Annotated in this window: 26 protein-coding genes; 6 read left to right on the plus strand and 20 right to left on the minus strand. The window is 65.1% G+C overall.

Going from position 1 to position 26,273, the window contains the following annotated elements; genetic code table 11:
- Nucleotides 1-21: 21 nt before the first annotated feature.
- From serA to UNPA324_RS34015, 10 genes are all read right to left on the minus strand, one after another.
- Nucleotides 22-1,611, minus strand: coding sequence for a phosphoglycerate dehydrogenase (gene serA, locus UNPA324_RS33970; RefSeq protein ID WP_128921495.1), 1,590 nt, complete (start codon nt 1,609-1,611; stop codon nt 22-24).
- Between the two features lie 240 nt (nt 1,612-1,851).
- Nucleotides 1,852-3,024: a phosphoserine transaminase gene (locus UNPA324_RS33975; protein ID WP_141938425.1), complete on the minus strand. Its 1,173-nt coding sequence runs from the start codon at nt 3,022-3,024 to the stop codon at nt 1,852-1,854.
- 79 nt (nt 3,025-3,103) lie between these two features.
- Complete coding sequence (locus UNPA324_RS33980) at nt 3,104-3,295, minus strand: hypothetical protein (protein ID WP_245471757.1); 192 nt, start codon at nt 3,293-3,295, stop codon at nt 3,104-3,106.
- Nucleotides 3,296-3,562: 267 nt separating this feature from the next.
- Nucleotides 3,563-4,021, minus strand: coding sequence for a GNAT family N-acetyltransferase (locus tag UNPA324_RS33985; RefSeq protein ID WP_128921498.1), 459 nt, complete (start codon nt 4,019-4,021; stop codon nt 3,563-3,565).
- A 16-nt stretch (nt 4,022-4,037) separates the two neighbouring features.
- Nucleotides 4,038-4,628, minus strand: a complete 591-nt coding sequence (locus UNPA324_RS33990; RefSeq protein WP_128921499.1) for a glutathione S-transferase family protein — start codon at nt 4,626-4,628, stop codon at nt 4,038-4,040.
- Between the two features lie 75 nt (nt 4,629-4,703).
- A complete protein-coding gene (locus tag UNPA324_RS33995; RefSeq protein ID WP_181769621.1) occupies nt 4,704-5,465 on the minus strand; it encodes an outer membrane protein in 762 nt (253 codons plus the stop codon).
- A 169-nt stretch (nt 5,466-5,634) separates the two neighbouring features.
- On the minus strand, nt 5,635-6,477 hold the full coding sequence (locus UNPA324_RS34000; RefSeq protein ID WP_128921500.1) for an outer membrane protein: 843 nt from the start codon (nt 6,475-6,477) through the stop codon (nt 5,635-5,637).
- 237 nt (nt 6,478-6,714) lie between these two features.
- Entirely contained in the window at nt 6,715-7,953 is a 1,239-nt protein-coding gene (locus UNPA324_RS34005; RefSeq protein ID WP_181769622.1) for an MFS transporter, read from the minus strand.
- 323 nt (nt 7,954-8,276) lie between these two features.
- Nucleotides 8,277-9,620 (minus strand): phosphoglucosamine mutase, encoded by a 1,344-nt coding sequence (glmM, locus tag UNPA324_RS34010; RefSeq protein ID WP_128921501.1) that lies wholly within the window; start codon nt 9,618-9,620, stop codon nt 8,277-8,279.
- A 179-nt stretch (nt 9,621-9,799) separates the two neighbouring features.
- On the minus strand, nt 9,800-10,009 hold the full coding sequence (locus UNPA324_RS34015) for a hypothetical protein (RefSeq protein ID WP_128921502.1): 210 nt from the start codon (nt 10,007-10,009) through the stop codon (nt 9,800-9,802).
- A 115-nt stretch (nt 10,010-10,124) separates the two neighbouring features.
- On the opposite strand from UNPA324_RS34015, the gene UNPA324_RS34020 reads away from it, so the two are divergent.
- Nucleotides 10,125-11,261: an alpha-hydroxy acid oxidase gene (locus UNPA324_RS34020; protein WP_128921503.1), complete on the plus strand. Its 1,137-nt coding sequence runs from the start codon at nt 10,125-10,127 to the stop codon at nt 11,259-11,261.
- Between the two features lie 224 nt (nt 11,262-11,485).
- Here the strand turns inward: UNPA324_RS34020 and UNPA324_RS34025 are convergent, their stop codons facing one another.
- From UNPA324_RS34025 to UNPA324_RS34055, 7 genes are all read right to left on the minus strand, one after another.
- Nucleotides 11,486-12,112 (minus strand): hypothetical protein, encoded by a 627-nt coding sequence (locus UNPA324_RS34025; RefSeq protein ID WP_141938427.1) that lies wholly within the window; start codon nt 12,110-12,112, stop codon nt 11,486-11,488.
- Nucleotides 12,113-12,168: 56 nt separating this feature from the next.
- Complete coding sequence (locus UNPA324_RS34030; RefSeq protein ID WP_141938429.1) at nt 12,169-13,008, minus strand: shikimate dehydrogenase; 840 nt, start codon at nt 13,006-13,008, stop codon at nt 12,169-12,171.
- Between the two features lie 111 nt (nt 13,009-13,119).
- Nucleotides 13,120-14,862 carry a SulP family inorganic anion transporter gene (locus tag UNPA324_RS34035; RefSeq protein ID WP_141938431.1) on the minus strand — a complete coding sequence of 581 codons (1,743 nt, stop codon included), beginning with the start codon at nt 14,860-14,862 and terminating at the stop codon, nt 13,120-13,122.
- A gap of 113 nt (nt 14,863-14,975) precedes the next feature.
- Nucleotides 14,976-15,248, minus strand: a complete 273-nt coding sequence (locus tag UNPA324_RS34040; protein WP_128921507.1) for a helix-turn-helix domain-containing protein — start codon at nt 15,246-15,248, stop codon at nt 14,976-14,978.
- A 426-nt stretch (nt 15,249-15,674) separates the two neighbouring features.
- Nucleotides 15,675-17,723, minus strand: a complete 2,049-nt coding sequence (locus UNPA324_RS34045) for an elongation factor G (protein WP_141938433.1) — start codon at nt 17,721-17,723, stop codon at nt 15,675-15,677.
- 200 nt (nt 17,724-17,923) lie between these two features.
- Entirely contained in the window at nt 17,924-18,403 is a 480-nt protein-coding gene (locus tag UNPA324_RS34050) for a DUF992 domain-containing protein (protein WP_128921509.1), read from the minus strand.
- 361 nt (nt 18,404-18,764) lie between these two features.
- On the minus strand, nt 18,765-19,967 hold the full coding sequence (locus UNPA324_RS34055; RefSeq protein WP_128921510.1) for a pyridoxal phosphate-dependent aminotransferase: 1,203 nt from the start codon (nt 19,965-19,967) through the stop codon (nt 18,765-18,767).
- A gap of 594 nt (nt 19,968-20,561) precedes the next feature.
- Here UNPA324_RS34055 and UNPA324_RS34060 point away from each other — a divergent pair.
- From UNPA324_RS34060 to UNPA324_RS34075, 4 genes are all read left to right on the plus strand, one after another.
- A complete protein-coding gene (locus tag UNPA324_RS34060; protein ID WP_128921512.1) occupies nt 20,562-21,212 on the plus strand; it encodes a glutathione S-transferase family protein in 651 nt (216 codons plus the stop codon).
- A gap of 158 nt (nt 21,213-21,370) precedes the next feature.
- Nucleotides 21,371-21,547: a hypothetical protein gene (locus UNPA324_RS35510; RefSeq protein WP_164718788.1), complete on the plus strand. Its 177-nt coding sequence runs from the start codon at nt 21,371-21,373 to the stop codon at nt 21,545-21,547.
- A gap of 360 nt (nt 21,548-21,907) precedes the next feature.
- Complete coding sequence (locus tag UNPA324_RS34070) at nt 21,908-22,717, plus strand: PAS-domain containing protein (protein ID WP_141938435.1); 810 nt, start codon at nt 21,908-21,910, stop codon at nt 22,715-22,717.
- A 78-nt stretch (nt 22,718-22,795) separates the two neighbouring features.
- Complete coding sequence (locus tag UNPA324_RS34075; protein ID WP_128921515.1) at nt 22,796-23,251, plus strand: GNAT family N-acetyltransferase; 456 nt, start codon at nt 22,796-22,798, stop codon at nt 23,249-23,251.
- Between the two features lie 121 nt (nt 23,252-23,372).
- On the opposite strand, the gene UNPA324_RS36040 is transcribed toward UNPA324_RS34075, so the two are convergent.
- Nucleotides 23,373-23,504, minus strand: coding sequence for a hypothetical protein (locus UNPA324_RS36040; RefSeq protein ID WP_283810297.1), 132 nt, complete (start codon nt 23,502-23,504; stop codon nt 23,373-23,375).
- On the opposite strand from UNPA324_RS36040, the gene UNPA324_RS34080 reads away from it, so the two are divergent.
- Nucleotides 23,503-24,444: an aldo/keto reductase gene (locus UNPA324_RS34080; RefSeq protein ID WP_128921516.1), complete on the plus strand. Its 942-nt coding sequence runs from the start codon at nt 23,503-23,505 to the stop codon at nt 24,442-24,444. The genes UNPA324_RS36040 and UNPA324_RS34080 overlap by 2 nt on opposite strands.
- 18 nt (nt 24,445-24,462) lie before the next feature.
- Here UNPA324_RS34080 and hmuQ read toward each other — a convergent pair whose 3' ends face one another.
- Entirely contained in the window at nt 24,463-24,786 is a 324-nt protein-coding gene (hmuQ, locus tag UNPA324_RS34085; RefSeq protein ID WP_141938437.1) for a heme-degrading protein HmuQ, read from the minus strand.
- A 272-nt stretch (nt 24,787-25,058) separates the two neighbouring features.
- Nucleotides 25,059-26,273: a DUF1501 domain-containing protein gene (locus UNPA324_RS34090; RefSeq protein ID WP_141938439.1), complete on the minus strand. Its 1,215-nt coding sequence runs from the start codon at nt 26,271-26,273 to the stop codon at nt 25,059-25,061.

Below are 26,273 nucleotides of genomic sequence, written 5' to 3' on the forward strand. Positions count from 1 at the left end.
CGAGCCCCGGAATGACAACAGCTAGAACGTCAGCGCCTTGGCCTGCTTGACCTGCGGCAGCGCCTGCACCTTGGCAAGCAGGTCCGCCGGCACCGCGCCGTCGACCTCGACCAGAGCGATGGCATCGCTGCCGGGCGCGACGCGGCCGAGATGGAAGGTGGCGATGTTGATCTTGGCATCGCCGAGCAGGCTCGCGAACTGGCCGATGAAGCCCGGCTTGTCCTCATTGGTCACGTAGATCATCGACTTGCCGAACTCGGCGTCGACGCGGATGCCCTTGACGTCGACCAATCGCGGCTTGCCGTCATGGTACACAGTGCCGGAGACCGAGCGCTCCTGGCGCTCCGTCGCCACCGTGACGGTGATCAGGCTTTCGTAGTCGCTCTGGGCGGCGCGCACGATCTCGTCCACCACCATGCCGCGCTCCTTGGCGACGACGGGCGCCGACACCACGTTGACCTCGCCCAGCATCGGGCGCAGCAGGCCCGACAGCACGGCCGAGGTGATCGCCTTGATCTTCATTTCGGCGACGTGGCCCTCATAGGTGATCTCGACCTTGAGGATGCCGCTCTCGGTGAGCTGGCCGGCAAACGAGCCGAGCTTCTCGGCGAGCGCAATGAACGGCTTCAGCTTCGGCGCTTCTTCCGCCGTGATCGAGGGGAAGTTGACCGCGTTCGAGATCGCGCCGGTGAGCAGGTAATCCGACATCTGCTCGGCGACCTGCAGCGCGACGTTCTCCTGCGCTTCGGTGGTGGAGGCGCCGAGATGCGGCGTGCAGATCACGTTGGGATGACCGAACAGCACGTTCTTGGCCGCGGGCTCCTCGACGAAGACGTCGAAGGCGGCGCCGGCGATGTGCTTGGAATTGAGCGCATCGACCACCGCCTGCTCGTCGACGAGACCGCCGCGGGCGCAGTTGATCAGGCGCACGCCCTTCTTCATCTTGGCGATCGCGGCCGCGTCGATGATGTTCTTCGTCTTCTCGGTCAGCGGCGTATGCAGCGTGATGAAGTCGGCGCGCTTGAGCAGGTCGTCGAGCTCGACCTTCTCGACGCCGATGTCCTTGGCGCGCTCCGGCGACAGGAACGGATCGAACGCGATCACCTTCATGCGCAGGCCGAGCGCGCGATCGGCGACGATCGAGCCGATATTGCCGCAGCCGACGACGCCCAGCACCTTGCCGGTGATCTCGACACCCATGAAGCGGTTCTTCTCCCACTTGCCGGCCTGGGTCGAAGCATCGGCCTGCGGAATCTCGCGGGCGAGCGCCAACATCAGGGTGATGGCGTGCTCGGCGGTCGTGATCGAATTGCCGAACGGCGTGTTCATCACGATGATTCCCTTGGCCGTGGCCGCGGGAATCTCGACGTTGTCGACGCCGATGCCGGCGCGGCCGATCACCTTGAGATTGGTCGCCTTCTCCAGGATCTTGGCGGTCGCCTTGGTCGCCGAGCGGATCGCAAGGCCGTCGTAATTGCCGATGATCTCGGCGAGCTTGTCCTTGTCCTTGCCGAGATTGGGCTGGAAGTCGACCTCGACGCCGCGGTCTTTGAAGATCTGAACGGCGGCCGGAGAGAGCGCGTCGGAAATGAGAACTTTGGGCTTGGTCATGGGATGTGTCCTTCACCGTCCCTAAGGGAGGATCGGCCCGCGGGCCGGAACGAGGAATTGCGCGGAAGCTCTTTGCTCTCCCTCGCCCCGTTCTTACGGGGAGAGGGTTGGGGTGAGGGCAGCCACAGGCGAGGTGCTCGTGGAGAGAGCCTCTCACCCGGATCGCATCGGACGATGCTGCGCATTGCCGAGAGCGACCCGGCCTCTCCCCGTAAGAACGGGGAAAGGCGAAGAAAACAGCTACGCCGCCTTGGCGAGCGCTGCCTTGGTCTCGGCGAAGGCCCAGTCGATCCACTGCGTCAGCAGCTCGACGTCCCTTGCTTCGACGGTGGCGCCGCACCAGATGCGCAGGCCGGCCGGCGCATCGCGGTAATAGGCGAAGTCGTAGCCGGCGCCTTCCTTCTCGACCAACGCGACCAGCTTCTTGGAGAAGTCGGCCTGCGCGTCGCCCGAGAGCGAGGTGATCGCGGGATCGGTGAACTTGAGGCACACCGAGGTGTTGGACCGGATCGAAGCATCCTTGGCCAGGAAGTCGATCCAGGGCGTCTTCGCCTTCCAATCGGCGAGCACCTTGGTGTTGGCGTCGGCACGCGCGATCAACGCCTTGAGGCCGCCGATCGACTTGGCCCAGTTCAGCGCGTCGAGATAATCCTCGACGCAGAGCATCGACGGCGTGTTGATGGTCTCGCCGACGAAGATGCCCTCATTGAGCTTGCCGCCCTTGGTCATGCGGAAGATCTTCGGCAGCGGCCAGGCCGGTTTGTAGGTTTCGAGCCGTTCCACCGCGCGGGGCGACAGGATCAGCATGCCGTGCGCGGCTTCACCGCCGAGCGCCTTCTGCCAGGAGAAGGTGACGACGTCGAGCTTGGGCCAGTCGAGGGGCTGCGCAAACGCTGCGGACGTCGCGTCGCAGATGGTCAGGCCTTCGCGGGTCGCGCTGATCCAATCGGCGTTCGGCACGCGCACGCCGGAGGTGGTGCCGTTCCAGGTGAAAACGACGTCGCTCTTGGGATCGACCTTGGAGAGATCGGGGATTTCACCATAGGCTGCGTTCAGCTTGGTGACGTCCTTGAGCTTCAATTCCTTGACGATGTCGCTGACCCAGCCTTCGCCGAAGGATTCCCAGGCGAGCGTGGTGACGGGCTTTGCTCCGAGCAGCGACCACAGCGCCATCTCGACCGCGCCGGTATCGGAGGCCGGCACGATGCCGATGCGGTAATCGGCGGGCACCTCGAGCACTTCGCGCGTCAGATCGATCGCGAGCTTGAGCTTGGTCTTGCCGACCTTCGCGCGATGCGAGCGGCCGAGCGCTGCGTCCTTGAGATTTTGGGCATTCCAGCCGGGGCGCTTGGCACAGGGGCCGGAGGAGAAATGCGGCACGTTCGGCCGCGAAGCGGGCTTCGCTACAGTCATCGTCTACCCTTCCAGATAGTAAGCCTCCCGTTGGGGGGAGGTGTCCCGCCGCGGCTGATACGGGAATCGGGCAGAGCAGTCAAGGCAGTTCCGGCGTCTCACGCTGGAGTGAAGGGGCTTCCGCTGCGATATCGGGGGATTCCACGACAGCGAGCGCGTTCAGCAAGTCCGTGGCCTCGCTGATCAATTGCGCGGCCCGGCGGCGGCTGCCGACTTTCAAAATGCATTTGTCGTTGGCCTGCACGACATAATCGTTGCCGACCTTGATCATGGAATAGCTTGTCATCGAAATCCCCGAACCGACCGAGCCCGGTTTCTGACGCTACGTAGCACCGTTCGTTCCTGTGGGAACATGAACGAAGGACGGGTAGTTTATCAGGCCTTAAGATGAACGAAGGTGCGATCCGATTCCGCTGATCAAGCAACGCATGCGGCCAAAGCCCCATTCCGATACAATCGCAACGGGACTGTGGATTTGTGGATTGACGCGTTTTCTTGACGCGAACAGGTATCCACTTTCGAAAACGCTCTTGCTGCCTCAGAAGCGGACAGTCATACCGACGTGACTCGCTGTGAATCCGAGCCGCTTGTAGAAGCGCTGCGCGTCGGTTCGCGTGTGGTGCGTCAGCAATTCGACCAGATTGCAGCCGCGCGCCTTTGCTTCCGTCACCGCCCATTGCACCAACTGCTCGCCGATGCCGCGTCTGCGACAATCAGTGGCAACGCGCACGTCTTCGAGCAGGCCGCGACTGCCGCCTTGCGAGCTGATGCCCGGCAGGATCGCGAGTTGCAGGCAGCCGACCACCCTGCCCTCGCTCTCGGCCACCACGAGCGTGAGATTCGGATCGCGCTCGACCCGCGCGAACGCGTCGTAATAGGCGGCCGGCAAGGGATCCTCGACGCGCTCGCGAGCGCGGCCGAGATGATCGTCGGCCAGCATCGCCACGATCGCGGGAACGTCGTCGGGGCGCGCACAACGAATGGAGAGGGTGCTCATGTCGAGAACTCCAGCCTCAGCGCGCCGGCGGAAGACCGAGAGACACTTCGACCTCGCCGATCCAGCGGCGGACGGAAGCATACTTGCCGAGGTCGAAGCCGCCTTCGTGCGCCACGCGGGTATAGGCGAGCAGCGAGACGTCGGCGAGCGATACCGCTTCGCCGGCGAAGAATCGGCTGGCCGAAAGATGCTGCTCCATGCGGTCGAGCGCCGCATAACCGCGCTTGACCTTGTCGGGGTCGAGCTCGGATGCGTCCTTGCCGAGATAGACGAGAAGGAAGCGGCACACCGCGATATAGGGCTCGTGGCTGTACTGTTCCCAGAACAGCCATTCGTCCATCTTCGCGGCCGTAAAGGCGTCGCGCGGAACGAGCGCGCTGTCGCGGGCGAGATAACGGATGATGGCGTTGGACTGCGCCAGCGTGCGGCCGTCGTCGAATGCGACGGTGGGCACTTGGCCGGCGCCGTTCATCTTCAGGAATTGCGGCGTGCGCGTCTCGCCCTTGCGCGTGTCGGTCTCGATCCATTGATAGGGCAATGCGAGATGATCGCAGACCCATTTCACCTTCAGACAGTTTCCTGAATTGCTGTCGCCGTAGACCTTCATCGCTGCCGCGCCCCGCGTTTCGCGCAGAGCATCAGGACGGCGCCGAGCTGTCAACCGCGGCGCGGCGACGTCGCGTCAGAACTTGTAGCCGAGGCCGGCGCGGACGGAGTGGATGTTCGATTCGATGTCCGACGTCACGCGCTGGTATTCGTATTCGGCGCGGGCGAACAGTCCGCCGACCAGCACGACGTCGACGCCAGCGCCGGCAGAGTAACCGTAGACCAGCTTGGTCTTGGTTGCAGACGTCGTCGGCGGTTGCACCGACGCCGGACTAGCGGAGGCGTAGCGGTCGACCGTCTGGCTTCCGAGGCCGCCGCCGAAGAAGGCGTAGGGCAGGAAGCATCCCCAGGCGTAGCCGGCGCGCATGCGCAGCGAGCCGAAGTCCGAGATGCCGACGACCGCGGATGTCTTCGTGGTGGCAACGACGGTATTGGTATTGTCGAAGGTCAGTCCCGTCGAGCTCGAGGTCGACTTGAAGCCGCCATGGATGTAGTTCGCCTCGATGCCGAGCACCACGTCGTCCCATTGCCCGTTATATCCGGCAAACACGCCGTAGCCGGCAGTGCTGCTCTGCGCGGCTGCAAGCGTCTGCCAGTTGTAGGCCGGCCCCGGAGTGACGAAGGTCGACTGGATATCGCTGTTGATGGTGGAGGAGATCTTCGAGGTGATCTTGCCGTAGTCACCCTGGCCGCCGACGTAATAGCCCTGCCAGTTTGGCCGGGCATTGGTCAGGCCGTCGGTGAAGCTGCCGCGCAAGATCGGCAGATCCGGCATGTCGGCCGCGTGCGCGGCTGACACCGTCCCCAACATCACCGCTGCCAACAAAAGCCCACGCATCGCAACGCTCCATCGAACTCGAACTTTTCGCCCGTGATCATGGCTCGTTAACCTTAACCAATGGTTGCGTTGGAGGCCTTCGTCGCCGCTCGCCATGAAAAATACGCAAAGCAAAACGGCGCGGGATGATCCCGCGCCGTTAAGAAAGTTTAGGCGATGAGGCTGCCGATCAGCCCTTGGTGACGAGCGGCGGCGGCGCGTAGACCGGCGGGCTGTTGAGATCCCAGCGCACGCCGAGCTTGACGTCGTGCGAGGTGAGCTCCTTGATCTTGATCGAGGTCGGGCCCGAGGCGCTGTTGTCGAACAAGCGGAAATTGCCGGGCGCGGCGTCGCCGAGGTTCATGTAGCTGTAGGCCAGTTCGACGGTGAAGCCGGGATTGACCTTGTAGGCGAGACCGGCATGCGCGGCCCAGGCAAAATTCCACTTCCCGTTGTCGGCGAAGTAAGCGACGCTGTTGGCCAAGGGCGGAGTATTGCCCACCGTGTACGACACGCCGTCGTCGCGGAAGCCGCTGATCTTGTTGTAGGAGCCGCCGACACCGGCGCCGATGAACGGGGTGATGCACCACCACGTGCCGAGATCGACATAGGCGTTGGCCATGACGACCCATTCGGACTTGCTGCCGCTGTAGTTATTGGAGCCGACGAAGCCGGGCCCAATGACGTTGTCGGCGCCATGGAGGTTGGCCTTGCCGCGATACTGGCCGATCACGTCCGCACGGAACCAGTTGTTGAAGCGATAGCCGACGCCGAGATCGAACAGCGGCGAAGAGTCGAAACCGAGGCCCTCCGTCGTCTTCGAATACCCGGCTGGCAGGGCGCTCTCGATGCTCTTGGCGCTCTGGTTGGTCATGCCGATGTCGCCGCGCAGGTACCAGCCGCCGAAGTCGGCGGGCGGAGCCGGCGGCGCGTACATGGGAGGGGGCGCCGCGATCGGCATATCGGCGGCGAACGCCATCGACGAGATCAGGGTTGCCGCACCCGCGGCAAGCAGAGACTTAACGCTACGCATTGGCTTCGTCCTTATGGCCGGTGAGGCAAATACGCAGGCCTCACGTTCTGGAAACTCACGGAGCGGACGATGCCAGCAAATGTTTAAGCGCCACTTAACCCTAATTTTTAAGGTTGATTTTTTCTGACTACTCGCGCGCGCGGCGCGTGAGCGTTGCAAGAATGCCGCATCAAATGCGACGACTTGGCCGCAATTGCTAACGATCCGTGAAAGTGCGCTGCAGCGAGAGAGGACGCGTCAACGCGTGTGCCGCGGCAGCTTGGGCAGGAACACCGCAAGCAAGCCGATCGCCGGCAGATAAGCGCAGACCTGGTAGACGAACTCGATCGAGGTGTGGTCGGCGAGCTTGCCGAGCACGGCCGCCCCTAGCCCCCCGATGCCGAAGGCGACGCCGAAGAACACGCCGGAGATCATGCCGAAACGGTGCGGCACCAGCTCCTGCGCGAACACGATGATCGACGACGTCGTCGAGGAGATGATCAGGCCGATGACGATGCTGAGCACCGCGCTGGCAACCAGCCCGGCATAGGGCAGCGCCAGCGTGAACGGCAGCGCGCCGAGGATCGAAATCCAGATCACGATCTTGCGGCCGAAGCGATCCCCGAGCGGGCCACCGAGAAACGCGCCGACCGCGTTCGCCGCCAGGAAGATGAAGAGATAGATCTGGGCGGCCTGCGTCGACACGCCGAAGCGGTCGATCAAATAGAAGATGTAGTAGCTCGACAGGCTCGAGACGTAGAGCTGTTTCGAGAACAGCAGCACGAGCAGCGCGACGGCGACGCGGCGCGAGCTCGGCGCGTCGGGATGGGCTTGAACCGGCCCCATCTTCCTCGCCTTGATCTGCGGCGCGTACCAGCGGCCGATGCGCCAGAGGATGAGGATCGCCAGGAACGCGATCGAGGAGAACCAGGCGATGCTGCCCTGCCCGAGCGGCACCACGATCAGCGCCGCCAGCACCGGCCCCATCGAGGTGCCGAAGCTGCCGCCGAGCTGGAACACCGATTGCGCAAAGCCGTAGCGGCCGCCCGAGGCGAGCCGCGCGATGCGCGCCGACTCCGGGTGAAACACCGCCGAGCCGAGGCCGACCAGTGCGGCGGCGACGAGGATGACGAGATATTGCTGCGCGGCGCTGAGCAGCAGCAGGCCGAAGAAAGTCGAGGCCATGCCGATCGCCAGCGAATAGGGCTGCGCCTTCTTGTCGGTGTAGTGCCCGACCACGGGCTGCAGCAGCGAGGCCGTGAACTGGAAGGCCAGCGTGATCATGCCGATCTGCGCGAAATCGAGCGCGTAGGTGTCCTTCAGGATCGGATACACCGAGGCGATCAGCGACTGCATGGTGTCGTTGAGGAAGTGCGAGAAGCTGATGCCGGCGAGCACGACGTAAGCCGGCCCTGCTGCTTTGGCGGCGGGTGCGACGTCAGCGACGACGACGGGCTCGGTCAGCGCTTCCTCTGAGACGACGACAGGCTTGTTCAATGCAACATCCCGGCGCGGCAGATGGCCGCGACTTGCTAGGTACGATGCTGGCGGCGACCGAACCACCGCCAATCGCAAATGGCTGGGATGCGCTTGGTCTGCCGCGAAGCAGCGCGGCCAGCATGGTTCGAGACGCCCGCCTCTGGCGGGCTCCTCACCATGAGGGTCTCGTATCTCGCCAAGACGAAGGAATTGCAGGGCGGGCAAAGGCGCGATTGCGCCGTGCCCCACGGCACAGAAGTGGTGGGCACGCTTCGCTTTGCCCACCCTACGATACTGCACGTGGGGTGAGATCACCCCACCCCGCTCGCGCCTGAGAAATCCTAAGCCGCGGCCTGGCCGAGCGCGGAGACGATGGTGTCGACGACGTCCTCGACCAGGATGCGGTCCTCGCCCTCGCCCATGACGCGGATCACGGGCTCGGTGCCGGACGAGCGGATCAACAGGCGGCCGTGGCCGTTGAGCCGCTTCTCGCCGTCGGAGATCGCCGACTTGACGTCGGAATCGTCGAGCGGCTTGCCGCCCTTGTGGCGGACGTTCTTGAGGATCTGCGGCAGCGGATCGAAGCGGTGGCAGACCTCGGAGACGGGGCGGCGCAGCTTCTGCACCACCGCCAGCACCTGCAACGCCGCAACGAAACCGTCGCCGGTGGTGGCGTAGTCGGATAGGATGATGTGGCCGGACTGCTCGCCGCCGAGATTGTAGCCGCCGTTCAGCATCTGCTCAAGCACGTAGCGGTCGCCGACCGGCGTGCGGACGAGATCGAGCCCCTGCCCTTTCAGGAAGCGCTCGAGCCCGAGATTGGACATCACGGTGGCGACGATGCCGGGACGCGACAGCCGGCCGTCTTCCTTCCAGCTCTGCGCAATGACTGCGAGCAGCTGGTCGCCGTCGACGATATGGCCGCGCTCGTCGACCAGGATGACCCGGTCGGCATCGCCGTCGAGCGCGATGCCGATGTCGGCGCGCATCTCGCGCACCTTCTTCGACAGCGCTTCCGGCGAGGTCGAGCCGCATTCCTTGTTGATGTTGAAGCCATCGGGCTCGACGCCGATCGGCACGACGTCGGCGCCCAGCTCCCACAGCGCTTCCGGTACCACCTTGTAGGCGGCGCCGTTGGCGCAATCGACCACGACGCGCAGGCCGTCGAGCGAGAGGTCGCGCGGCAGCGTGCGCTTGGCGAATTCGATGTAGCGGTCATGCACGCCGTCGATACGGCGGGCGCGGCCCAAGCTCGCGCTCTGCGCGAGCCTCTTGTCGAGGGACTCGTCGAGCAGCTGCTCGATCTGCCGCTCGACGTCGTCGGACAGCTTGAAGCCCTGCGGGCCGAACAGCTTGATGCCGTTGTCCTCGAACAGGTTGTGCGAGGCGGAGATCATGACGCCGAGATCGGCGCGCATCGACTTGGTCAACATCGCGACCGCCGGCGTCGGCATCGGCCCGACCAGCAGCACGTCCATGCCGACCGAGGTGAAACCGGCGACCATCGCGTATTCGATCATATAGCCCGAAAGGCGGGTGTCCTTGCCGATCACGACACGGTGGCGGTGGTCACCGCGCTGAAACGCAAGGCCTGCGGCCTGGCCGACCTTGAGCGCGAGCTCCGGCGTGATCAGTCCGTTGGCGCGGCCCCTAATCCCGTCCGTCCCGAAATATTTGCGGCTCATATCGTCCCCCAACGCAACGACCAGGAATCCCTTCGACAACCACGGGCTGCCCGAACAGGCCCCGCATCCCTGATTTGCTTGGGGTCTTATAATGCTTGTGCGGCTAACTTGGCTTCAAAAAATATGATGAATGATTACGGAACCGGAACTCCCGCCAATCCGCTAACGTCCTGTTAACACTATGTTTCCCGCCCAGACGGCGAAACGGGGCGGAACCCGGTCTCGCCGCTGCGCTTCACGTGGCTGTCCCCGCGGCTCGGCGCCGGCTGGGTGACGTTGACGGGATCGGAGCCCGGAAAGGTCTCTTCCAGCCCCTCTTCCAGGGCTTCCTCGAGATCATGCTTTTCCTTGAGCTCTTCCGGGGAAGGTCCGGCGTGCGGCCTCGTCATGGCGCTCTCCTGCAAAACGTTCTGCAAACGATTTGGCTGTGCATCCAACCATGCTAGATGACCTCGAAATCTTGCGATGCAAGACTTCCGAGTAAGACGGGCCGGGGAAACGAGCATGAAGCATATTACCTGTATCGACGATCTTCGCGCCCTGCATAAGCGCCGTGTGCCGAAGGCGTTCTTCGACTATTGCGACCGCGGCTCCTATGCCGAGGAGACGCTGCGCGCCAACCGCGAGGACATGCAGGCGATCAAGTTCCGCCAGCGCATCCTGGTCGACGTCTCCAAGCGCGACACCTCGACCACGATTCTCGGCGAGCCCTCGACCATGCCGCTGATGCTCGCGCCCGTCGGCCTGCTCGGCATGCAGCATGGCGACGGCGAGATCCACGCCTGCCGCGCCGCGCAGGCCGCCGGTATCCCGTTCACGCAATCGACCATGTCGATCTGCTCGATCGAGGACATCGCCGCCAGCGTCGAGAAGCCGTTCTGGTTCCAGCTCTACGTCATGAAGGACCGCGGCTTCATCAAGGAATTGATCCAGCGCGCGATCGCGGCCAAGTGCAGCGCGCTGGTGCTGACCGTAGACCTCCAGGTGATCGGACAGCGCCACGCCGACATCAAGAACGGCATGACGGTGCCGCCGGAATGGTCGCTGTCGAAGCTGCTGGATTTCGCCAGCAAGCCCACCTGGGTCTCCGGCGTGCTGCAAGGCAAGCGCCGGACCTTCGGCAACATCGCAGGTCACGTCAAGAACACCGAGGATCTGAACCGCCTCGCCGAATGGACCGCCTCGCAGTTCGACACGTCGCTGAGCTGGAAGGACGTCGAGTGGGTCCGCAGCATCTGGCCGGGCAAGCTGATCATCAAGGGCATCCTCGACGTCGAGGATGCCGAGGAAGCCGCCAAGACCGGCGCGCAGGCCCTGGTCGTGTCCAATCATGGCGGCCGTCAGCTCGACGGCGCCCCGTCCTCGATCGAGGTGCTGCCCGAGATCGCGGATGCGGTCGGCGAGAGGATGGAGATCATGTTCGACGGCGGCATCCGCTCCGGCCAGGACGTGATGCGCGCGCTCGCGCTCGGCGCGAAATCCTGCATGATCGGCCGCGCCTATGCCTATGGCTTAGGGGCCGGCGGCCAGGCCGGCGTCGCCAAGGCGATCGACATCATCCAGAAGGAGCTGCTCACCACCATGGGCCTGTGCGGCGTCAACCGGATCGACGAGATCGACGATCATATCATTGCGATGTGAGGCGAAACCGTCGCGTCAAACACGGCCGTCGTCCCGGACAAGCGCGCCCTAAGCGCGCGCCGATCCGGGACCCATAGCCACAGGCGGACGTGGCTATGGGGACTCGGAGTTACCTCCTTCGCGCAACAACTTGACCCTGTGGTTATGGGTCCCGGATCTGCGCTGACGCTTGTCCGGGACGACAGCGGTGTCTGTCGCGGTAGTTGCGCAATATATCCCGCGCCTCACATCGGCGGCGTCAGGCCGTCGCGGCCGACGCTGACGCGGTTGGTCTCGAACGAGCCGTCCGGCAATTGCTGCATGAAGGCGATGACCTTCGCACCCGGCTTCAACTCGGATTTGTCGCTCGGCACGAAGGTCACCACCGGCGTATTGTCGGCGACGAACACCTTCTTCTCGCCGTCCTTGTACTTGACCAGCAGGGTATGGCCGTCGTTGCCGACGACGCTTTCGGCCACCGTCGCATTGGTCATGCTGGAATTGGGCTTGAGGTCATAGGGCCGCGAGCCCTCGCCGGTGCCGCGCATGCTCTCCGGAAACACGTGCACCTCGACGGCGTTCTGGCCGCCGCCCGGTCCTGGCACCGTGGTCGCGCCGATGAACGAACCCGGCTTGATCTCGGCGAGTGAGATCTTGGTGATCCCTGATACCTTCACGTCAGGAGCGATGCTCAGCTTGACATCCTCGCCGCTACGCGACTTGACCTGCATCGTGTCGCCGTTGACGGCTTCGATGGTGCCGCGCACCCGCGTCGGCACCGGCGCCTTCTGGGCGAAGGCGAAGTAAGTCGATACGGCCACCATCGCGACGGCGATCAGCGGACGTGTGAAAGTTGCACGTTGAACAGACATGACGGTCTCCGGTTGTCCCCACGGATAGAGAACTCCGAAGCACCCACCCTATTCTCTCAAGTCTTTGTGAGATCGGCCTCGATCAATGCGCGCAGCTCGGCCGTGACCTCGGGCCGCCGGCCGAACCACAGCTCGAAGCCGCGCACCGCCTGATGCAGCAGCATGCCGAGCCCGTCGGCGGTCTTCAGGCCACGCGCCTTGGCCGCGGCAAGCAGCGGCGTCGACAGCGGGACGTAGACGAGGTCGGCAACGACCGCCGCCTGCGGCAGGCGCGCGACGTCGACATCGAGCGAGGGCTGGCCGTGCATGCCGAGCGAGGTCGTGTTCACGAGAAGCTTTGCGCGCGGCAGCACATCGCCGATCGCGTCCCAGGGCAGCGGCTGCACTTTCGGCCCGAACTGCCTTGCCAGCGCCTCGGCCCGCGCGATGGTCCGGTTGGCGAGATGGACGCGCTTGATGCCGCGTTCGAGCAACCCGAACACGACCGCACGCGAGGAACCGCCGGCGCCCAGCACCAGCGCCTCCTCGGCCGCGTCCCAGCCGGGCGCGCTGGCGTCGAGATTGCCGATGAAACCTTCAACGTCGGTATTGGTCGAGCGCAGCTCGCCATCGGCAAACCACAGCGTGTTGGCCGCGCCCACGGCCCTGGCGCGAGCGTCGGGCGTCGACAGCGCCAGCACGCTCTCCTTGTGCGGGATGGTGACGTTGGCGCCGACGAAGCCGCGCAGCGACAGCCGCAACACGAAATCGCGCAAGTCTTCGGGCGGCACCGCCTCGATGACGTAGCCGCCTTCAATGCCCAGCGTGCGCAGCCAGTAATGATGGATCAGCGGCGAGCGCGAATGCGCGGCCGGCCATCCGATCAGACAGGCTGCAGGCGATTTGGACGCGGTCATCTTTCCCTCGGGGCCGAATTCCCGACGCGATCCATTTCGCGTCGCGCCCGCTCTGTCAAGCGCACGGAGGCCACAATATCGGTCAGCCGGCCGGTCGATAACCGCGCGCCGTCAGCTCGCCGCAGCCTCCTCACTTGCGCCGCCCTTGATGTCGGCGATCGCGCGCTCAAGGCTCTGGCGATATCGCGCGCGCGGCGGCGTCACGCCATGGGTGAGCAGCGCGCGGCGGACCGCGGGCGAAGCCCCGGTGATGAACAGCCGGATGCCCTCGCGGTGCGCCTTGGCGGCGACGCGGCCGAGCACGTTGGCCGCTGTCGAATCCAGGAACGGCACCGCGGCGAAATCGACCACGAAGGCCTTGCGCTTGTCGGCGACGGCGTCGAGCACGCCTCCGATCGCGGAGGCCGCGCCGAAGAAGAACGCGCCGGTGATGCGGTAGACCAGCACGTCGCGATCGACCGCAAGCGCGGAATCGTAGGGAACGCGGTCGCCATTGCCGTCGTCGGGACGATCGGCCGCGGCCAGCGGCGAGCGTTCTTCGATGCCCGTCATCTCTGCCATGCGGTGGATGAACAACACCGCGCCGAGCGCGAAGCCGACCAGGATGCCTTCGGTCAGGTCGCGGAAGATCGTCAGCAGGAAGGTCGCGAGCAGCACGACGGCATCGCCCCATGACGAGCGCAGCAATGTGCCGAACTCATGCTTCTCCGCCATGGTCCAGGCCACCACGACCAGCACCGAGGCGAGCGCGGCGAGCGGGATGTAGCTTGCAAGCGGCGCCGCAATCAGCATGAACAGCAGCAGGAAGACCGAATGTAGCATGCCCGCGAGCGGCCCGCGTGCGCCGGCGCGGATGTTGGTGGCGGTACGCGCGATCAGGCCGGTGACGCAGATGCCGCCGAACAGCGCCGAGACGAAATTGGCCGCGCCCTGCGCTACCAGCTCGCAATTGGAGCGGTGACGGCGCCCGGTCATGCCGTCGGCGACCACCGCAGACAGCAGCGATTCGATGGCGGCCAGCAGCGCGAACGCGATCGCATCGGGCAGCACGGCGGTCGCCTTCGCGATCGAGAACGCCGGCAAGGCCGGCGAGGGCAATTCGCGCGGAATGCCGCCGAAGCGCGAGCCGATGGTTTCGACCGGTAGCGAGAACGCCGCACACACGACGGCCGCCAACACCACCGCGATCAGGATCCCGGGCCAGGACGGCCGCCAAATCCGCAAGGCCGCGATGATGGCGATGCTGACGACGGCGACTGCGACCGCGGATGGATTGACGCTGTTGAGGCCGCCGGCGAGCGCGAGCAGCTTCGGCACGAATTCGCTGGGCTCTTTTCCCGCGAGCGTGATGCCCGAGAGATCGCGGAGCTGGCTGGCGAAGATGATCACGGCGATGCCGGCGGTGAAGCCGACCGTCACCGGATAGGGAATGAACTTGATGTAGGTCCCGATCCGCAACAGGCCGGCGGCGATCAGGAACAGGCCCGCCATCATGGTGGCGAGGATGACGCCGTCGGCGCCGTGGCGCTCCGCGGTCGCCGCGACCAATACGATGAACGCGCCGGCAGGTCCGCCGATCTGGAAACGGCTGCCGCCGAGCAGCGAGGCGATGAAGCCGCCGACCACGGCGGTGTAGAGGCCGCGGTCCGGAGTCACGCCCGAGGCGATCGCGATCGCCATCGACAGCGGCAGCGCCACGATCGCAACCGTCAGGCCCGCGAAGACGTCGGCGCCGAAATCCTCAAGACCGTAGCCTTCACGCCAGACGGTGACGAGTTTCGGCAGATACAGTTCGGCAAAAGTCGGTTGGCGCAGCCGGTGCAGCCGGCTCGCCTGATCGCTTGTGATGCTCATCTCAGCAAAAATGCTCCGCTGCCCCTCGATGCTCCGAAGCATCGTGCGTCCCGTGTTGCCGAGGTGCGACGATGCGCTGGCCCATCTTGATCCCACGCACGATCAACGCCCGATCATGCTCCGACGCGGCGCGGCGGCCCGGGCTCCTTCAGGCGAACGCCACGCCCACCGCTGTCGCTGCGGACCTGCTCGCCGATCAGCTCGATGCCGGCCCGCTCGAACGCCTCGACCACCTTGATCAGGGTCTCGACCACGCCACGCACATTGCCGGTCGAGGCCTCCATCCGCTGGATGGTCGGCAACGACACTCCGGCAAGCTCCGCCAGGGTTTTCTGGTCAATGCCGAGCAGCGCGCGGGCTGCCCGCATCTGGAATGACGTGATCACCTCGGCCTCACTTACCAGCACTTATAAATGATATCTAGAACATATACAATGATCTAAAATACATCATTCGAGAGTGAGCGCAAGGGTCGGGCGATCCAATCGGTCGCCTGCCACAGCCACACGATTGGCTCCGTCATCCTGAGGTGCGAGCCATGCGGCGCGAAGCGGCGGCATGGGGAGCCTCGAAGGATGGGCGGCCCAGCTGCTGCAGCCGGGCCGTCGCCCTTCGAGGCTCGCCTTGCTTCGCAAGACGAGCACCTCAGGGTGACGGCGATAAATATTCGCGCGCCGCTTCCTCCATGAGGGGAGAGGCCGCGACCGACTTGAGACGCGGCACGCGTGGAAACAGCCCCTCACCCCGCCTCTCCCCGCGAAGAGCGGGGAGAGGGTGAGAGAGAGTACGCGTCCCGTCGCGCGCGAAACCAATCACGCCGCGTGTTGATGCGCGGCGATGATCTGGTCGGCGGCACGGCCGGTGACTTCGGCCATGTGGTCGAACTGGCGGGTGAAGCTGCCGGCGCCGGCGGTGGCCGAGCGCAGCTCCACAATCAGCTCGCCGATCTCGGCTTCTGGCATCATGGCACGGACGCAGTCCCAGCCGCTCCAGCCGTCGCGGGTGTCGAAACCGAGGATCTGTCCGCGCCGCGCCGACAGGATCGCGTTGATCTTGGCGGTCGCATCGGTCGGGCAGACGATCTCGACCACGTGGATCGGCTCCAGCAAGACCGGCTGGCATTGCGGCAGGCCTTCGTTGAGCCCGATCCGCGCCGCCGTGCGGAAGGCGAGGTCGGAGGAGTCCACGCTGTGATAGGAGCCATCGGTCAGCGTCACCTGCACGTCGGTGACGGGGAAGCCGAGCGGACCGCGCGCCAATCCGTCGACGACTCCTTCTTCGACCGCAGGGATGTAGTTGCGCGGCACGGCGCCGCCCACCACCTTCTCGGCGAACTTGAAGCCGTCGCCGCGCGGCAGCGGCTTGATGTCGAGCACGACATCGCCGAACTGGCCGTGACCGCCGGACTGCTTCTTGTGGCGTCCGCGCTGGGTGATCGGCTTGCGGATGGTCTCCTGGTAGCCGATACCCGGCGGATGCGAGATGACCTTGACACCGAAGCGGTCGCGCAGCCGCTCGCCGGCGACGCGCAAGTGCATCTCGCCCTGTCCCCATAACACGGTGTCGTGGGTCTGGGCATTCTGCACGACGACCAGCGAAGGATCCTCCTCATGCAGCCGCGCCATCGCCTGGCCGAGCTTGACGTCGTCCTTGCGATCGGTGGCCGCGATCGAGATCGCGAGCACCGGCGATGTCGGCTCGATTTCGATCAACGCGGCAGGCGGCGTCTTGCCGTTCGAGACCGTGTCGCCGGTCTTGATCGGATCGAGCTTGGCGAGCGCCACCGTATCGCCGGCCTCGGCCGCAGCACGCTTGGTGTCGTAGGCGCCGTTGACGGCGAGGATGCCGGAGATGCGCCCCGCTCCGCCCGAGGCTGATTGCAGCGTCGCACCGTCGTCGAGGTGACCTGCGAGCAGCCGCGTCAGCGACAGCTTTCCGCCATGCTGCGAATGCAGCGTCTTGAAGACGTAGCCGAGCGCGTCCTTGGTCTCGGGCACACCGAGGCGTTTTGCGGTCTCCGCGATGCCAGGCGCCTCGTGACGCAGCGCCTTCATCAGGCGCAGCACGCCGTTCTCGCGCGCGGCGGCGCCCAGCAGCACGGGACAGATCAGCCCCTCGCGCAATTCGCGGGCAAGATCGTCGAACACGGCATCGCGCGGCGGCTGGATGTCTTCGAGCAGTTGCTCCATCAGCGCATCGTCGTGATCGGCGAGCTTCTCCAGCATCGAGAAGCGGGCTTCCTTCTCGCGATCGAGATCGCCGCCTTCGAGCGCGACCACCTCGGAGGCTTTGTGCTCGCGATAGACGAAGGCGCGCTCCAGGGCGAGATCGACGAAGCCCTCGATCAGTTCGTCCTTCCAGATCGGGATCTGGCGCAGCACCAGCGGCACGCGGGAGGCGGGCTGCAGCATCGCGAGCGACTCGCGAATGCGCTGGCTCGCGCGGTCGATCTTGTTGAGGAACAGGAAACGCGGGATCTTCAGCTCCTCCAGCTCGCGCAGGATGATCTGAAGCTGCGGCAGCTTCTTCTCGTCGGCCTCGCAGACCACGATCGCCGCATCGACCGCGGGCAGCGTGGCGCGCATGTCGTGGGCGAATTCGACGGAACCGGGACAATCGAGGAAGGTGTAGCTGTCGCCCATGAAACTCGTGGTGGCGGCAGTCAGCCCGACGGTCATCTTGTGATGGCGGGCCTCTGGCGTGGCGTCGCCGACGGAAGTTCCGGCATCGACGCTGCCGGCGCGCGGGATGGCGCCCGTTCGCGCCAGTATTGCTTCGAGAAGTGTGGTTTTACCGCTTTGGAAAGGGCCCACCAGCGCGATGCACCGTGGACCTCGGGGACTTCTGACGTCTTGTCCCATTCGCCGCCTCCTTGATGTGGAGCTCGGCCCGTGATTGGGTCGGCAAACGGAGATGCTCTGCCCGTCGCCGAGATTTGGCAAGCATCAAACGTCGCTGCGGTGCGTCGTCACTTAGATCAAGTCTTATAGTGCCTGATGCGATCAGTCGGTGTTCCACCTCCCCTCGCAGGGAAGAGGTGAGAGACAGCCTGCTCTACGTCTCAACGGCCCGGGCGGAGTTCCAGGCTCTCGAGGCCGGCGGCGACGTTGAGACCGACCTGGCCCTGCACGCTGAGCGGCTGGAGCGCGATTGAATTGTTGGAGCCGCCGACCAGCACGTTGCCTCCCAAGCCGACGCCGACCGAGGCGCTGCCCTGCGCGCCGGCATAATTGCCGGAGAGGTCGCCCGGGCCGAGCCGATCGACCGGTGCGAACACGCCCCACGCCAAAGCCGTCTCCTGGGTGATGCCGATGTCGACACCGACCTTGCGGATCGTCGCGACATAGCGATCGTCAGGCAAGCCATCGGCGCGCAGCACGCAGCCGAGATGGGTCACCGATCCCACGATGAAGCCGACGCTGGCGCCGCCGCGGCATTCGAGCACGCCGACCCGCGCCATCCGCTGCTGCGCGCTGCCGCTGACGCTGGAGGCAATGAGACTGGCGACGGCGAGCCCAGCGAAGATGAACGAACGGCGCATGAAATATCTCCGGCGATGATGTGATGCGAGCAAAGAGCGCCCCATCCGCGTTGCGCCTCTATGCCACAAGAGTGTTGTGGGAGCCAGATCGGACCTCTCTAAAATCGCCGTCGTGGAGAGAAGCCCCTCACCCCACCCTCTCCCCGTAAGAACGGGGCGAGGAAGTGAGAGAGCGGTGCCTGCCTGACGGCGTCGCTTAACCTCTCCCCGCACTTCAGCGGGGAGAGGTCGACGCGCGAAGCGCGGCGGGTGAGGGACAAGGCACAACGTCGACCAGAGCAGAAGACCATCCGGCTCCGTTCCACCCCAAATAAAAAAGGCCCGCGCGGGGCGGGCCTTTTCAATTCTCGTCGCAACAGGCTTACCGCAGATTGCCGCAGAAGCGCTGGATGCGCTTGCAGGCGTCTTCGAGGTCCGAGGTCTTGGTTGCATAGGAGATGCGGAACGCAGGTCCGAGGCCGAAGGCCGAACCCTGCACCACGGCGACGCCCTCGGTCTCCAGCAGCTCGGTGACGAACTGCTCGTCGTTCGAGATCAAATTGCCCGACGGCGCTTTCTTGCCGATGGTGCCGGCGCAGGACGGATAGACGTAGAATGCGCCTTCGGGACGCGGGCACTCGATCCCCTTGGCCTGGTTGAGCATGGAGACCACGAGGTCACGGCGCTCCTTGAACACCTTGTTGTTGGCCGGAATGAACTCCTGCGGACCGTTCAACGCCTCGACGGAGGCCCATTGCGCGATCGAGCAGGGGTTCGAGGTCGACTGCGACTGGATCGTCGACATCGCCTTGATGAGTTGCGCCGGACCGCCGGCATAGCCGATACGCCAGCCGGTCATGCAATAGGCCTTGGAGACGCCGTTCACGGTGAGCGTGCGATCATAGAGGCCGGGCTCGACCTGCGCGACCGTGGTGAACTGGAAGTCGTCATAGACGAGGTGCTCGTACATGTCGTCGGTCATCACCCAGACATGGGGATGCTTCACCAGCACGTCGGTCAGCGCCTTCAGTTCCGAACGCGTGTAGGCGGCTCCCGTCGGGTTCGACGGCGAGCACAGGATCACCCATTTGGTCTTTGGCGTGATCGCGCGCTCGAGCGCTTCGGCCTGGAGCTTGAAACCGGTCGCGGCGGTGCAGACCACCGGCACCGGCTCGCCGCCGGCGAGCGCCACCATCTCGGGGTAGCTGACCCAATACGGCGCGGGAATGATCACCTCGTCGCCCGGATTGATGGTGGCCATCAGTGCGTTGTAGAGCACCTGCTTGCCGCCGGTGCCGACGATGATCTGGTTCGGCTTGTAGGCGACCCCGTTCTCGCGCTGGAACTTGGCGATGATCGCCTCCTTCAGCTCGGGGATGCCGTCGACCGCAGTGTACTTGGTCTTGCCGGCTTCGATGGCGCGGATCGCCGCCAGCTTGATGTTGGCGGGCGTGTCGAAGTCAGGCTCGCCGGCGCCGAGGCCAATGACGTTGCGGCCCGCCGCTTTCAGCGCGCGTGCTTTATCCGTGACCGCGATGGTCGCGGACGGCTTCACACGGTCGAGCGCAGCGGCAAGGAAGGACATCGTCATCTCCTGACAAGCGTCGTGAAACCATTCGCCTCACGACTCCGATTGTGGGAATGCAGCCACCCTAAAACGTGAGCCGCTGCACCGCAAGAAACTTCGGCCCGATCCCGAGAAAGTTTACGGATCTGGAGCGGTTCAAGGCTGGAGTCCCCGCAATTTTCCGCAAACTTGCCGCGCAAACCCCTCATATCCGACAAGGCTTGTCCTCGGAGCAATTTCAGGCCGTGCGCGACCATACGGAAGGTCGTCATGCCCGGGCTTGTCCCGGGCATCCACGTTCTTCCTGCCGCGGTTGGAGACGTGGATGGCCGGGTCAAGCCCGGCCATGACATTGTGGAGATTTCGGCGCCCTTATCACTGCTGCTCAGCCCTTCGCACAAACGCGCGGCGATACGTCCGCGCGTTGACGCAAGCGTGAACTGAGTTGCATGGCGCTACGGAAATGATCTTCCGCCGCATTGCAATGCGGTAGGGTTTTCGAGTTTTTCTATTGGCCGGCACTTGCGGCGGATTCGCATCGGCATCATTGTTTAGCCGCGCTGCGGGCCAACGAGCGCCGCGTCTTCCCGTCCTCGGAATCGAACTTCCAGAATGTACAAGCTCTATTCGATGCAACGCTCGGGCAATAGCTACAAGGTCCGCCTTGCGCTGGCGCTGCTCAACGTGCCTTACGAAGCGATCGAGGTCGACATCCTGCGCGGCGAGAGCCGCACGCCGGACTTTCTGAGCAAGAACCCGTCAGGACAGGTGCCGCTGCTCGAGGTCGGCGACGACCGTTATCTCGCCGAGTCGAACGCCATCCTCTGGTACGTCGCCGTCGGCACCCCGCTTGCGCCCGAGAATCGCATCGACCGCGCCGAGGCGCTGCAATGGATGTTCTTCGAGCAGCACGCGCTCGAACCGAATATCGGCGCCGCCTATTTCTGGCTGTCACTGGTCAAGGGCGGCCGCGACCTACAGACCCATTCCCTGGAGGACTGGATGGAACGCGGCTATGGCGCGCTGCAGGTGATGGAGAACCACCTGAAGACCAACGCCTATTTCGCCGCGCGCCAGCTCACGGTCGCCGACATCGCGCTGTACGGCTACACCCACCTGGCCGACCGCTGCGACTTCGACCTCCAGGCCTTCCCGGCGATCCGGGACTGGCTGAAGCGGGTGGAAGCCGCGCCCGGCTTCGTGCCGATGGACTGGCGGCCGGCGGACATCGACGACCCCGCCAGCATCGCGGCCAGCGCATGACGGTGCCCCGCCCTGCTCTGGGGAATAGCGGGTATAAAGGTAATATTTGCCGCAATCTGGCCATTTTCACCGCGATAGCCGCCGCAATATTGCCGGTTGAAACTGGGAAATTGTGGAAAGTCGCGGGTGATTCGCTCGCGTGTTGAAGGATTTAGACCATGACACGGGCGTCCGGCACGGCAGGCTTTCAGGGCCATCCCGCCACCGTCGCGTCTTCCCGGCTGACCAACGCGGTCGCGGCCTCACTCGCCGTCGCCGCGCTCTCGCTGTGCCTGATCGTCACCCTGACGGTGCTGTCGACCAAGGCGACCATGGCGATGGGCCTGCCGGTCTGATTCCCGTTTCATCCTGGTCCAGCCTTCAAGGCGCCGCATGCCCCGCGCCGGCCGGCATCGCGACAGGACGTCGATGAAATCACCTGTACTAGTCGTTGCAATCACATTGACTGCGGCCATCCTGGTCGCGGCGTCATTGTTGATTGTCGTCGGAACCCGCAAGGGGCCGGGGACGTCGACGCTGAATGCGCCTGCGCTGCAACAGCCGCTCAAGCACGCGCACTTGGTCTAAAATCATCCGAAAGCCTGAGACTTGCGGGCAAACACGCCTTAAGCACACCGCACGAAAGCGCATCGCAATGACGCAACGATCAGCCAGTGTTGCGACCTTACCTCGTTCGGGAGGAGCGAGACTGGCCCATGCGGTTCGGATGGCGTGCGATCTCCGGTCCGATGCTGACGGCAGCAACCCTGCTGCTGGCGATGCTCTCCGATCGCTTGATCCCCCCGCCCTCGCCGGCCCCGCTGCTCGTTGGCCTCGTGGCGCTTGCCGGCGCATTGTCGGGTCTCGCCTCCGCCATCACCAGCGCAGCCGTCGCGGTGATCGGTGCGACGCTGTTGTTGCTCAGTCGTCACGGCGTTTCCACCTCTTTCGCCGATCTCGTCCAGCTCGGCCTCCTGGCCATCACCGCTGCCGGCACCGCCGGCATCACCGGCCTGATGCGGGAGCGGCTGCTCGGCACGTTCGCGGCCGAGCGCCGAAGCCATGCCACGGCCGCGCGGCTGTCGGCCGCGCTCGACCAGGTCGATATCGGCATCGTACTGCTCGATGCCGAGACGCGGGCCGAGTTCATCAACCGCGCGTTCCGCGATTATTTCGCGTTGCCGGACGAGATCGCCGACGGCAAGCCGCCGTTCATCGCGTTGATGTATCACGGCCGCGACACCGGCGCGTTCGAGCTGCCCGAAGACGAACTGGGCACCTTCATCGCGCAGCGCATGGAGATGGTGCGGACTGGCGATGCCACGCCGATCAACATCGCCCTGCGCACCGGCGAAGTGCTGCGCTTCGTCTGCGCCGCGCTGCCGGACGGCGGACGGATGCTCAGCTATACCCCGGTGACCGACCTCGTGCGCCACACCGACCCGCCGGCACGCGCCGACTACTATCGCTCGCTGCGCGATCCCACCGGCCGCAAGCTGATCCGCTATCTGCGCGTCGCGGAATGACCATTCGGCCCTTCGCGATTGATCGTTGCACCCGTCATCACGTATGAAGTGAGCTCATCGATCGCGGGACCTCCACACATGTCGCTCACCATTCGCTCCGTCACCAGGCAGGACTATGATCAATGGCTGCCGCTGTGGGACGGCTACAACGCCTTCTACGGCCGCTCCGGCCCGACCGCGCTTGCGCCAGAGATCACGCGCATGACGTGGCAGCGCTTCTTCGATGCCTATGAGCCGGTGCACGGCCTCGTCGCCGAGAGCGACGGCAAGCTGCTCGGCATGACGAACTATCTGTTTCATCGCAGCACCACGGCGATCGAGCCGTCCTGCTATCTGCAGGATCTGTTCACGCTCGAATCCGCGCGCGGCAAGGGCGTCGCCTCGGCCCTGATCCATGGCGTCTACGAACGCGCAAAGCTGGCGGGGTCGCCACGCGTCTATTGGCAGACGCACGAGACCAATCTCACGGCGCAGCGCCTGTACGACAAGGTCGCGGAGCGTTCCGGCTTCATCGTCTATCGCAAGCTGTTCTGATCCCCGCGCGCACCCTGTGGATAACTCCCGCTGTCACCCGCGCGTAACATAGCGGGATTAGGCTGCACCTGCGTCTGATCAGGCCCCCCGTCACCGATCAAGCGCCCCAAAGCGGTCCCCGTCAGTCGCCGCGTCTGACAGGGGCCGCGTTTTTTTGTCCGCCTTGCCAGCATGGCTGCAGCGCGGCGCGCGCCTTGCTGCTGCGGTGCACGGTGGTCAGAATGCCGCCCTCATCGCTGACAGGATCTTCCATGGAAATTCGCAATCTCGGCGCCTCCGGCCTTCGCGTGTCCGCGGTCGGGCTTGGCTGCAACAATTTCGGCCAGCGCACGGATCTGGAGACCTCGCGCAAGGTGATCCACCGCGCACTCGATCTCGGCATCACGCTGTTCGACACCGCCGACATCTATTCGAACATGGGCGGCTCGGAGACGGTGCTCGGCACCGTCCTGGGCGATCGCCGCAAGGACATCGTGCTGGCGACGAAATACGCCAAGCCCATGGCGGAAGACGGCACCAAGCAGGGCGCCTCGCGCCGGTACATCATGGCGGCCGTGGAAGCGAGCCTGAAACGGCTGAAGACCGACTACATCGATCTCTATCAGCAGCACGATTACGATCCGCTGACGCCGATCGAGGAGAGCCTGCGCGCACTCGACGATCTCGTCCGCCAGGGCAAGATCCGCTACATCGGCAATTCCAACTTCCCGGCTTGGCGTATCGCGGAAGCGGAGTACGTCGCCCGCGCGATGAACGTGAGCCGCTTCGTCTCCTGCCAGGACGAATATTCTCTCGTCGTGCGCGACATCGAGAAGGATCTGCTGCCGGCAGCGACGGAATACAAACTCGGCCTGTTACCGTTCTTTCCACTCGCGAGCGGACTCCTCACCGGCAAATACAGGAAGGGCGAGGCCGCGCCCGGCGACACCCGCTTCGGCCAAACTCCGCGACTGCGCGACCGCTACGTCACGCCGCGCAACGAGGACATGGTCGAGAAGCTCCAGGCCTTTGCCAAGGCGCGCGGCCACAGCATGCTCGAGCTCGCGTTCTCATGGCTCGCCGCGCGCCCGCAGGTGTCGAGCGTGATCGCCGGCGCCACCCGCGTCGAGCAGATCGAGGAGAACGTCAAGGCGATCGCGTGGAAGCTCAGCGCGGATGATCTTGCCGAGATCGACAAGATCACTCTGAGCTGAACTCTGCGGCGGGGCGCGTTACTTCGCGCCGCGCCCGACCGTCTGCATCACCTCGAAACCTTCGAACTGGGGATGGCCGAGATAGAGCGGCTTGTTGTCGCCGGCCCGCTGATGCGCGGCGCGAAACGCCTCCGACTTGGTCCAGGCCTCGAACGCGGCGTGGTTCGCCCAGACCGTGTGCGAGGCGTAGAGCGTGTGGTCCTCGGCTTCCGGCCCGCGCAGCAGATGGAATTCGACGAAGCCCGGCACCTTGTCCAGATGCGTGTCGCGCGTGAGCCAGACCTGCTCGAAGTCGGCCTCGGAGCCCTTGGCGACACGGAAGCGGTTCATGGCGATGTACATGGCTGTGGTTCTCCTGCAAAGACGATCGTGAGGGAGGCACCGTTCTCTCGCTCCCTCGCCCCGTTCTTACGGGGAGAGGGTGGGGTGAGGGGCTGTCTCGGCGAGTTCGGTTTGAACTATAGGCGAGGACCACGATACGGGCACTGTCATTATGCGAGTCGGATGGACTACCCCTTTGCGCAACAATGTGCCCTGCCCCTCACCCGGATCGCTCAGGCGCGCAATCGCGCGCCAAAGCGATCCGACCTCTCCCCGCCAAGAGCGGGGAGAGGTTAAGAAACCAATCCCTTGATCGGCTTCGCGCTCGCGCTATCTGGAAACACCGTTTCCGCCAGCACGCGGTCGGACAGCCCGAACTGCCCTTGCAGCACGCCCTTGATCACCGAGCGCAAGTCCGTGGTCGGCTTGAGGTCGCGGCCCTCGTGGAGATTGGCGAGCTTGAGACCCGGCCAGTCGGCGATGACGCGGCCGCCCTTCACGGCGCCGCCGGCGAGCAGTGCGATCGTGCCGGTGCCGTGATCGGTGCCATCGGTGCCGTTGATGCGCGCGGTGCGGCCGAATTCGGTGGCGACGACGACGACGGTGTCGCGCCAGCGCTCCGCCAGGCCGCTTTCGAATTCGGCGAGTGCGCCGTCGAGGCCGCCGAGCAGGAAGGCGAGACGACCGACCGGGCCGCCTTCATTGGCATGCGTATCCCAGCCGTCGAAGGCGAGCGCGGCGATGCGCGGGCCGTCGTCGGCCGCCATCAGCTTGGCGGCGCCGCGCGCCACTTGGCGCATCTGTGCGACGGCGTTGCCGGGCTTGCGTTTCATGTCGTCACCGCTTGCGGCCTTGTCGAGTTGCAGCCCCTGTGACAGCGCCGTGGCCAAGGAGGGATCGCGGTGACGATAGAGATCGACGAGGCGCATCGCGGTGTCGTCATCGGCCTGCGGCAGCACCAGCGGCGCCCAGCCGACGGTCGGCGCATTGCCGCGCAGCACCAGCGGCGTGGTGGGCCCGACCGCAAGACCGCTCGACACCCGCTCGCCGCGCGGCAGCGCTTCGAGCGCGCGGTTGAGCCAGCCGGATTGCACGCAGCCCGGCCCGGCATAGCCGCTTTCGAGCACGTCCTGGCCGTCGAAATGCGAGCGGTCGCGATAGGGCGTCGCCACCGCGTGGACCACCGCGGCGTGCTTGTCGCGATACATGCGCGCAAACTCGGGCATGGCCTGATGCAACGCGAAGAAGGAGTCGAGCATGATCGCGGGATGGGCGCCGTCGCTCGCGAGCGCGATCGGGCCGTGCAGGCCGGCATAATCGGGGTCACCAATCGGGGCGACGGTCGAAAGGCCGTCGAGCGCGCCGCGCAGGATCACCACGACCAGCCGGGGATCGCGCCCATCGGCGGCGCGTGCGAATTTCGGCAGGTAAGCCCAGGCCGCGAACGAGGCGCCGCCGAGCAGGAGGCCGCGGCGCGAGGTGAGGAGCCGGTTCTCGGTGCAGTCCAT

The organism is Bradyrhizobium sp. UNPA324 (assembly GCF_006658635.1).
Classification (GTDB): Bacteria; Pseudomonadota; Alphaproteobacteria; order Rhizobiales; family Xanthobacteraceae; genus Bradyrhizobium; species Bradyrhizobium nanningense.

Bases quoted from the DNA above. Each gene is read 5' to 3' on its own strand.
- UNPA324_RS34070 (WP_141938435.1), top strand. From the start codon at position 21,908: ATGCGGTTCGGATGGCGTGCGATCTCCGGTCCGATGCTGACGGCAGCA.
- UNPA324_RS34020 (WP_128921503.1), top strand. From the start codon at position 10,125: ATGAAGCATATTACCTGTATCGACGATCTTCGCGCCCTGCATAAGCGC.
- UNPA324_RS33990 (WP_128921499.1), bottom strand. From the start codon at position 4,628: ATGAAGGTCTACGGCGACAGCAATTCAGGAAACTGTCTGAAGGTGAAA.
- UNPA324_RS33995 (WP_181769621.1), bottom strand. From the start codon at position 5,465: ATGCGTGGGCTTTTGTTGGCAGCGGTGATGTTGGGGACGGTGTCAGCC.
- hmuQ (WP_141938437.1), bottom strand. From the start codon at position 24,786: ATGTACATCGCCATGAACCGCTTCCGTGTCGCCAAGGGCTCCGAGGCC.
- UNPA324_RS34075 (WP_128921515.1), top strand. From the start codon at position 22,796: ATGTCGCTCACCATTCGCTCCGTCACCAGGCAGGACTATGATCAATGG.
- UNPA324_RS34035 (WP_141938431.1), bottom strand. From the start codon at position 14,862: ATGAGCATCACAAGCGATCAGGCGAGCCGGCTGCACCGGCTGCGCCAA.
- UNPA324_RS33975 (WP_141938425.1), bottom strand. From the start codon at position 3,024: ATGACTGTAGCGAAGCCCGCTTCGCGGCCGAACGTGCCGCATTTCTCC.
- UNPA324_RS34050 (WP_128921509.1), bottom strand. From the start codon at position 18,403: ATGCGCCGTTCGTTCATCTTCGCTGGGCTCGCCGTCGCCAGTCTCATT.
- glmM (WP_128921501.1), bottom strand. From the start codon at position 9,620: ATGAGCCGCAAATATTTCGGGACGGACGGGATTAGGGGCCGCGCCAAC.
- UNPA324_RS33980 (WP_245471757.1), bottom strand. From the start codon at position 3,295: ATGATCAAGGTCGGCAACGATTATGTCGTGCAGGCCAACGACAAATGC.
- UNPA324_RS34055 (WP_128921510.1), bottom strand. From the start codon at position 19,967: ATGTCCTTCCTTGCCGCTGCGCTCGACCGTGTGAAGCCGTCCGCGACC.
- UNPA324_RS36040 (WP_283810297.1), bottom strand. From the start codon at position 23,504: ATGGAAGATCCTGTCAGCGATGAGGGCGGCATTCTGACCACCGTGCAC.
- UNPA324_RS34080 (WP_128921516.1), top strand. From the start codon at position 23,503: ATGGAAATTCGCAATCTCGGCGCCTCCGGCCTTCGCGTGTCCGCGGTC.
- UNPA324_RS34045 (WP_141938433.1), bottom strand. From the start codon at position 17,723: ATGGGACAAGACGTCAGAAGTCCCCGAGGTCCACGGTGCATCGCGCTG.
- UNPA324_RS33985 (WP_128921498.1), bottom strand. From the start codon at position 4,021: ATGAGCACCCTCTCCATTCGTTGTGCGCGCCCCGACGACGTTCCCGCG.
- UNPA324_RS34025 (WP_141938427.1), bottom strand. From the start codon at position 12,112: ATGTCTGTTCAACGTGCAACTTTCACACGTCCGCTGATCGCCGTCGCG.
- UNPA324_RS34015 (WP_128921502.1), bottom strand. From the start codon at position 10,009: ATGACGAGGCCGCACGCCGGACCTTCCCCGGAAGAGCTCAAGGAAAAG.
- UNPA324_RS34000 (WP_128921500.1), bottom strand. From the start codon at position 6,477: ATGCGTAGCGTTAAGTCTCTGCTTGCCGCGGGTGCGGCAACCCTGATC.
- UNPA324_RS34090 (WP_141938439.1), bottom strand. From the start codon at position 26,273: ATGGACTGCACCGAGAACCGGCTCCTCACCTCGCGCCGCGGCCTCCTG.
- UNPA324_RS34030 (WP_141938429.1), bottom strand. From the start codon at position 13,008: ATGACCGCGTCCAAATCGCCTGCAGCCTGTCTGATCGGATGGCCGGCC.
- UNPA324_RS35510 (WP_164718788.1), top strand. From the start codon at position 21,371: ATGACACGGGCGTCCGGCACGGCAGGCTTTCAGGGCCATCCCGCCACC.
- serA (WP_128921495.1), bottom strand. From the start codon at position 1,611: ATGACCAAGCCCAAAGTTCTCATTTCCGACGCGCTCTCTCCGGCCGCC.
- UNPA324_RS34060 (WP_128921512.1), top strand. From the start codon at position 20,562: ATGTACAAGCTCTATTCGATGCAACGCTCGGGCAATAGCTACAAGGTC.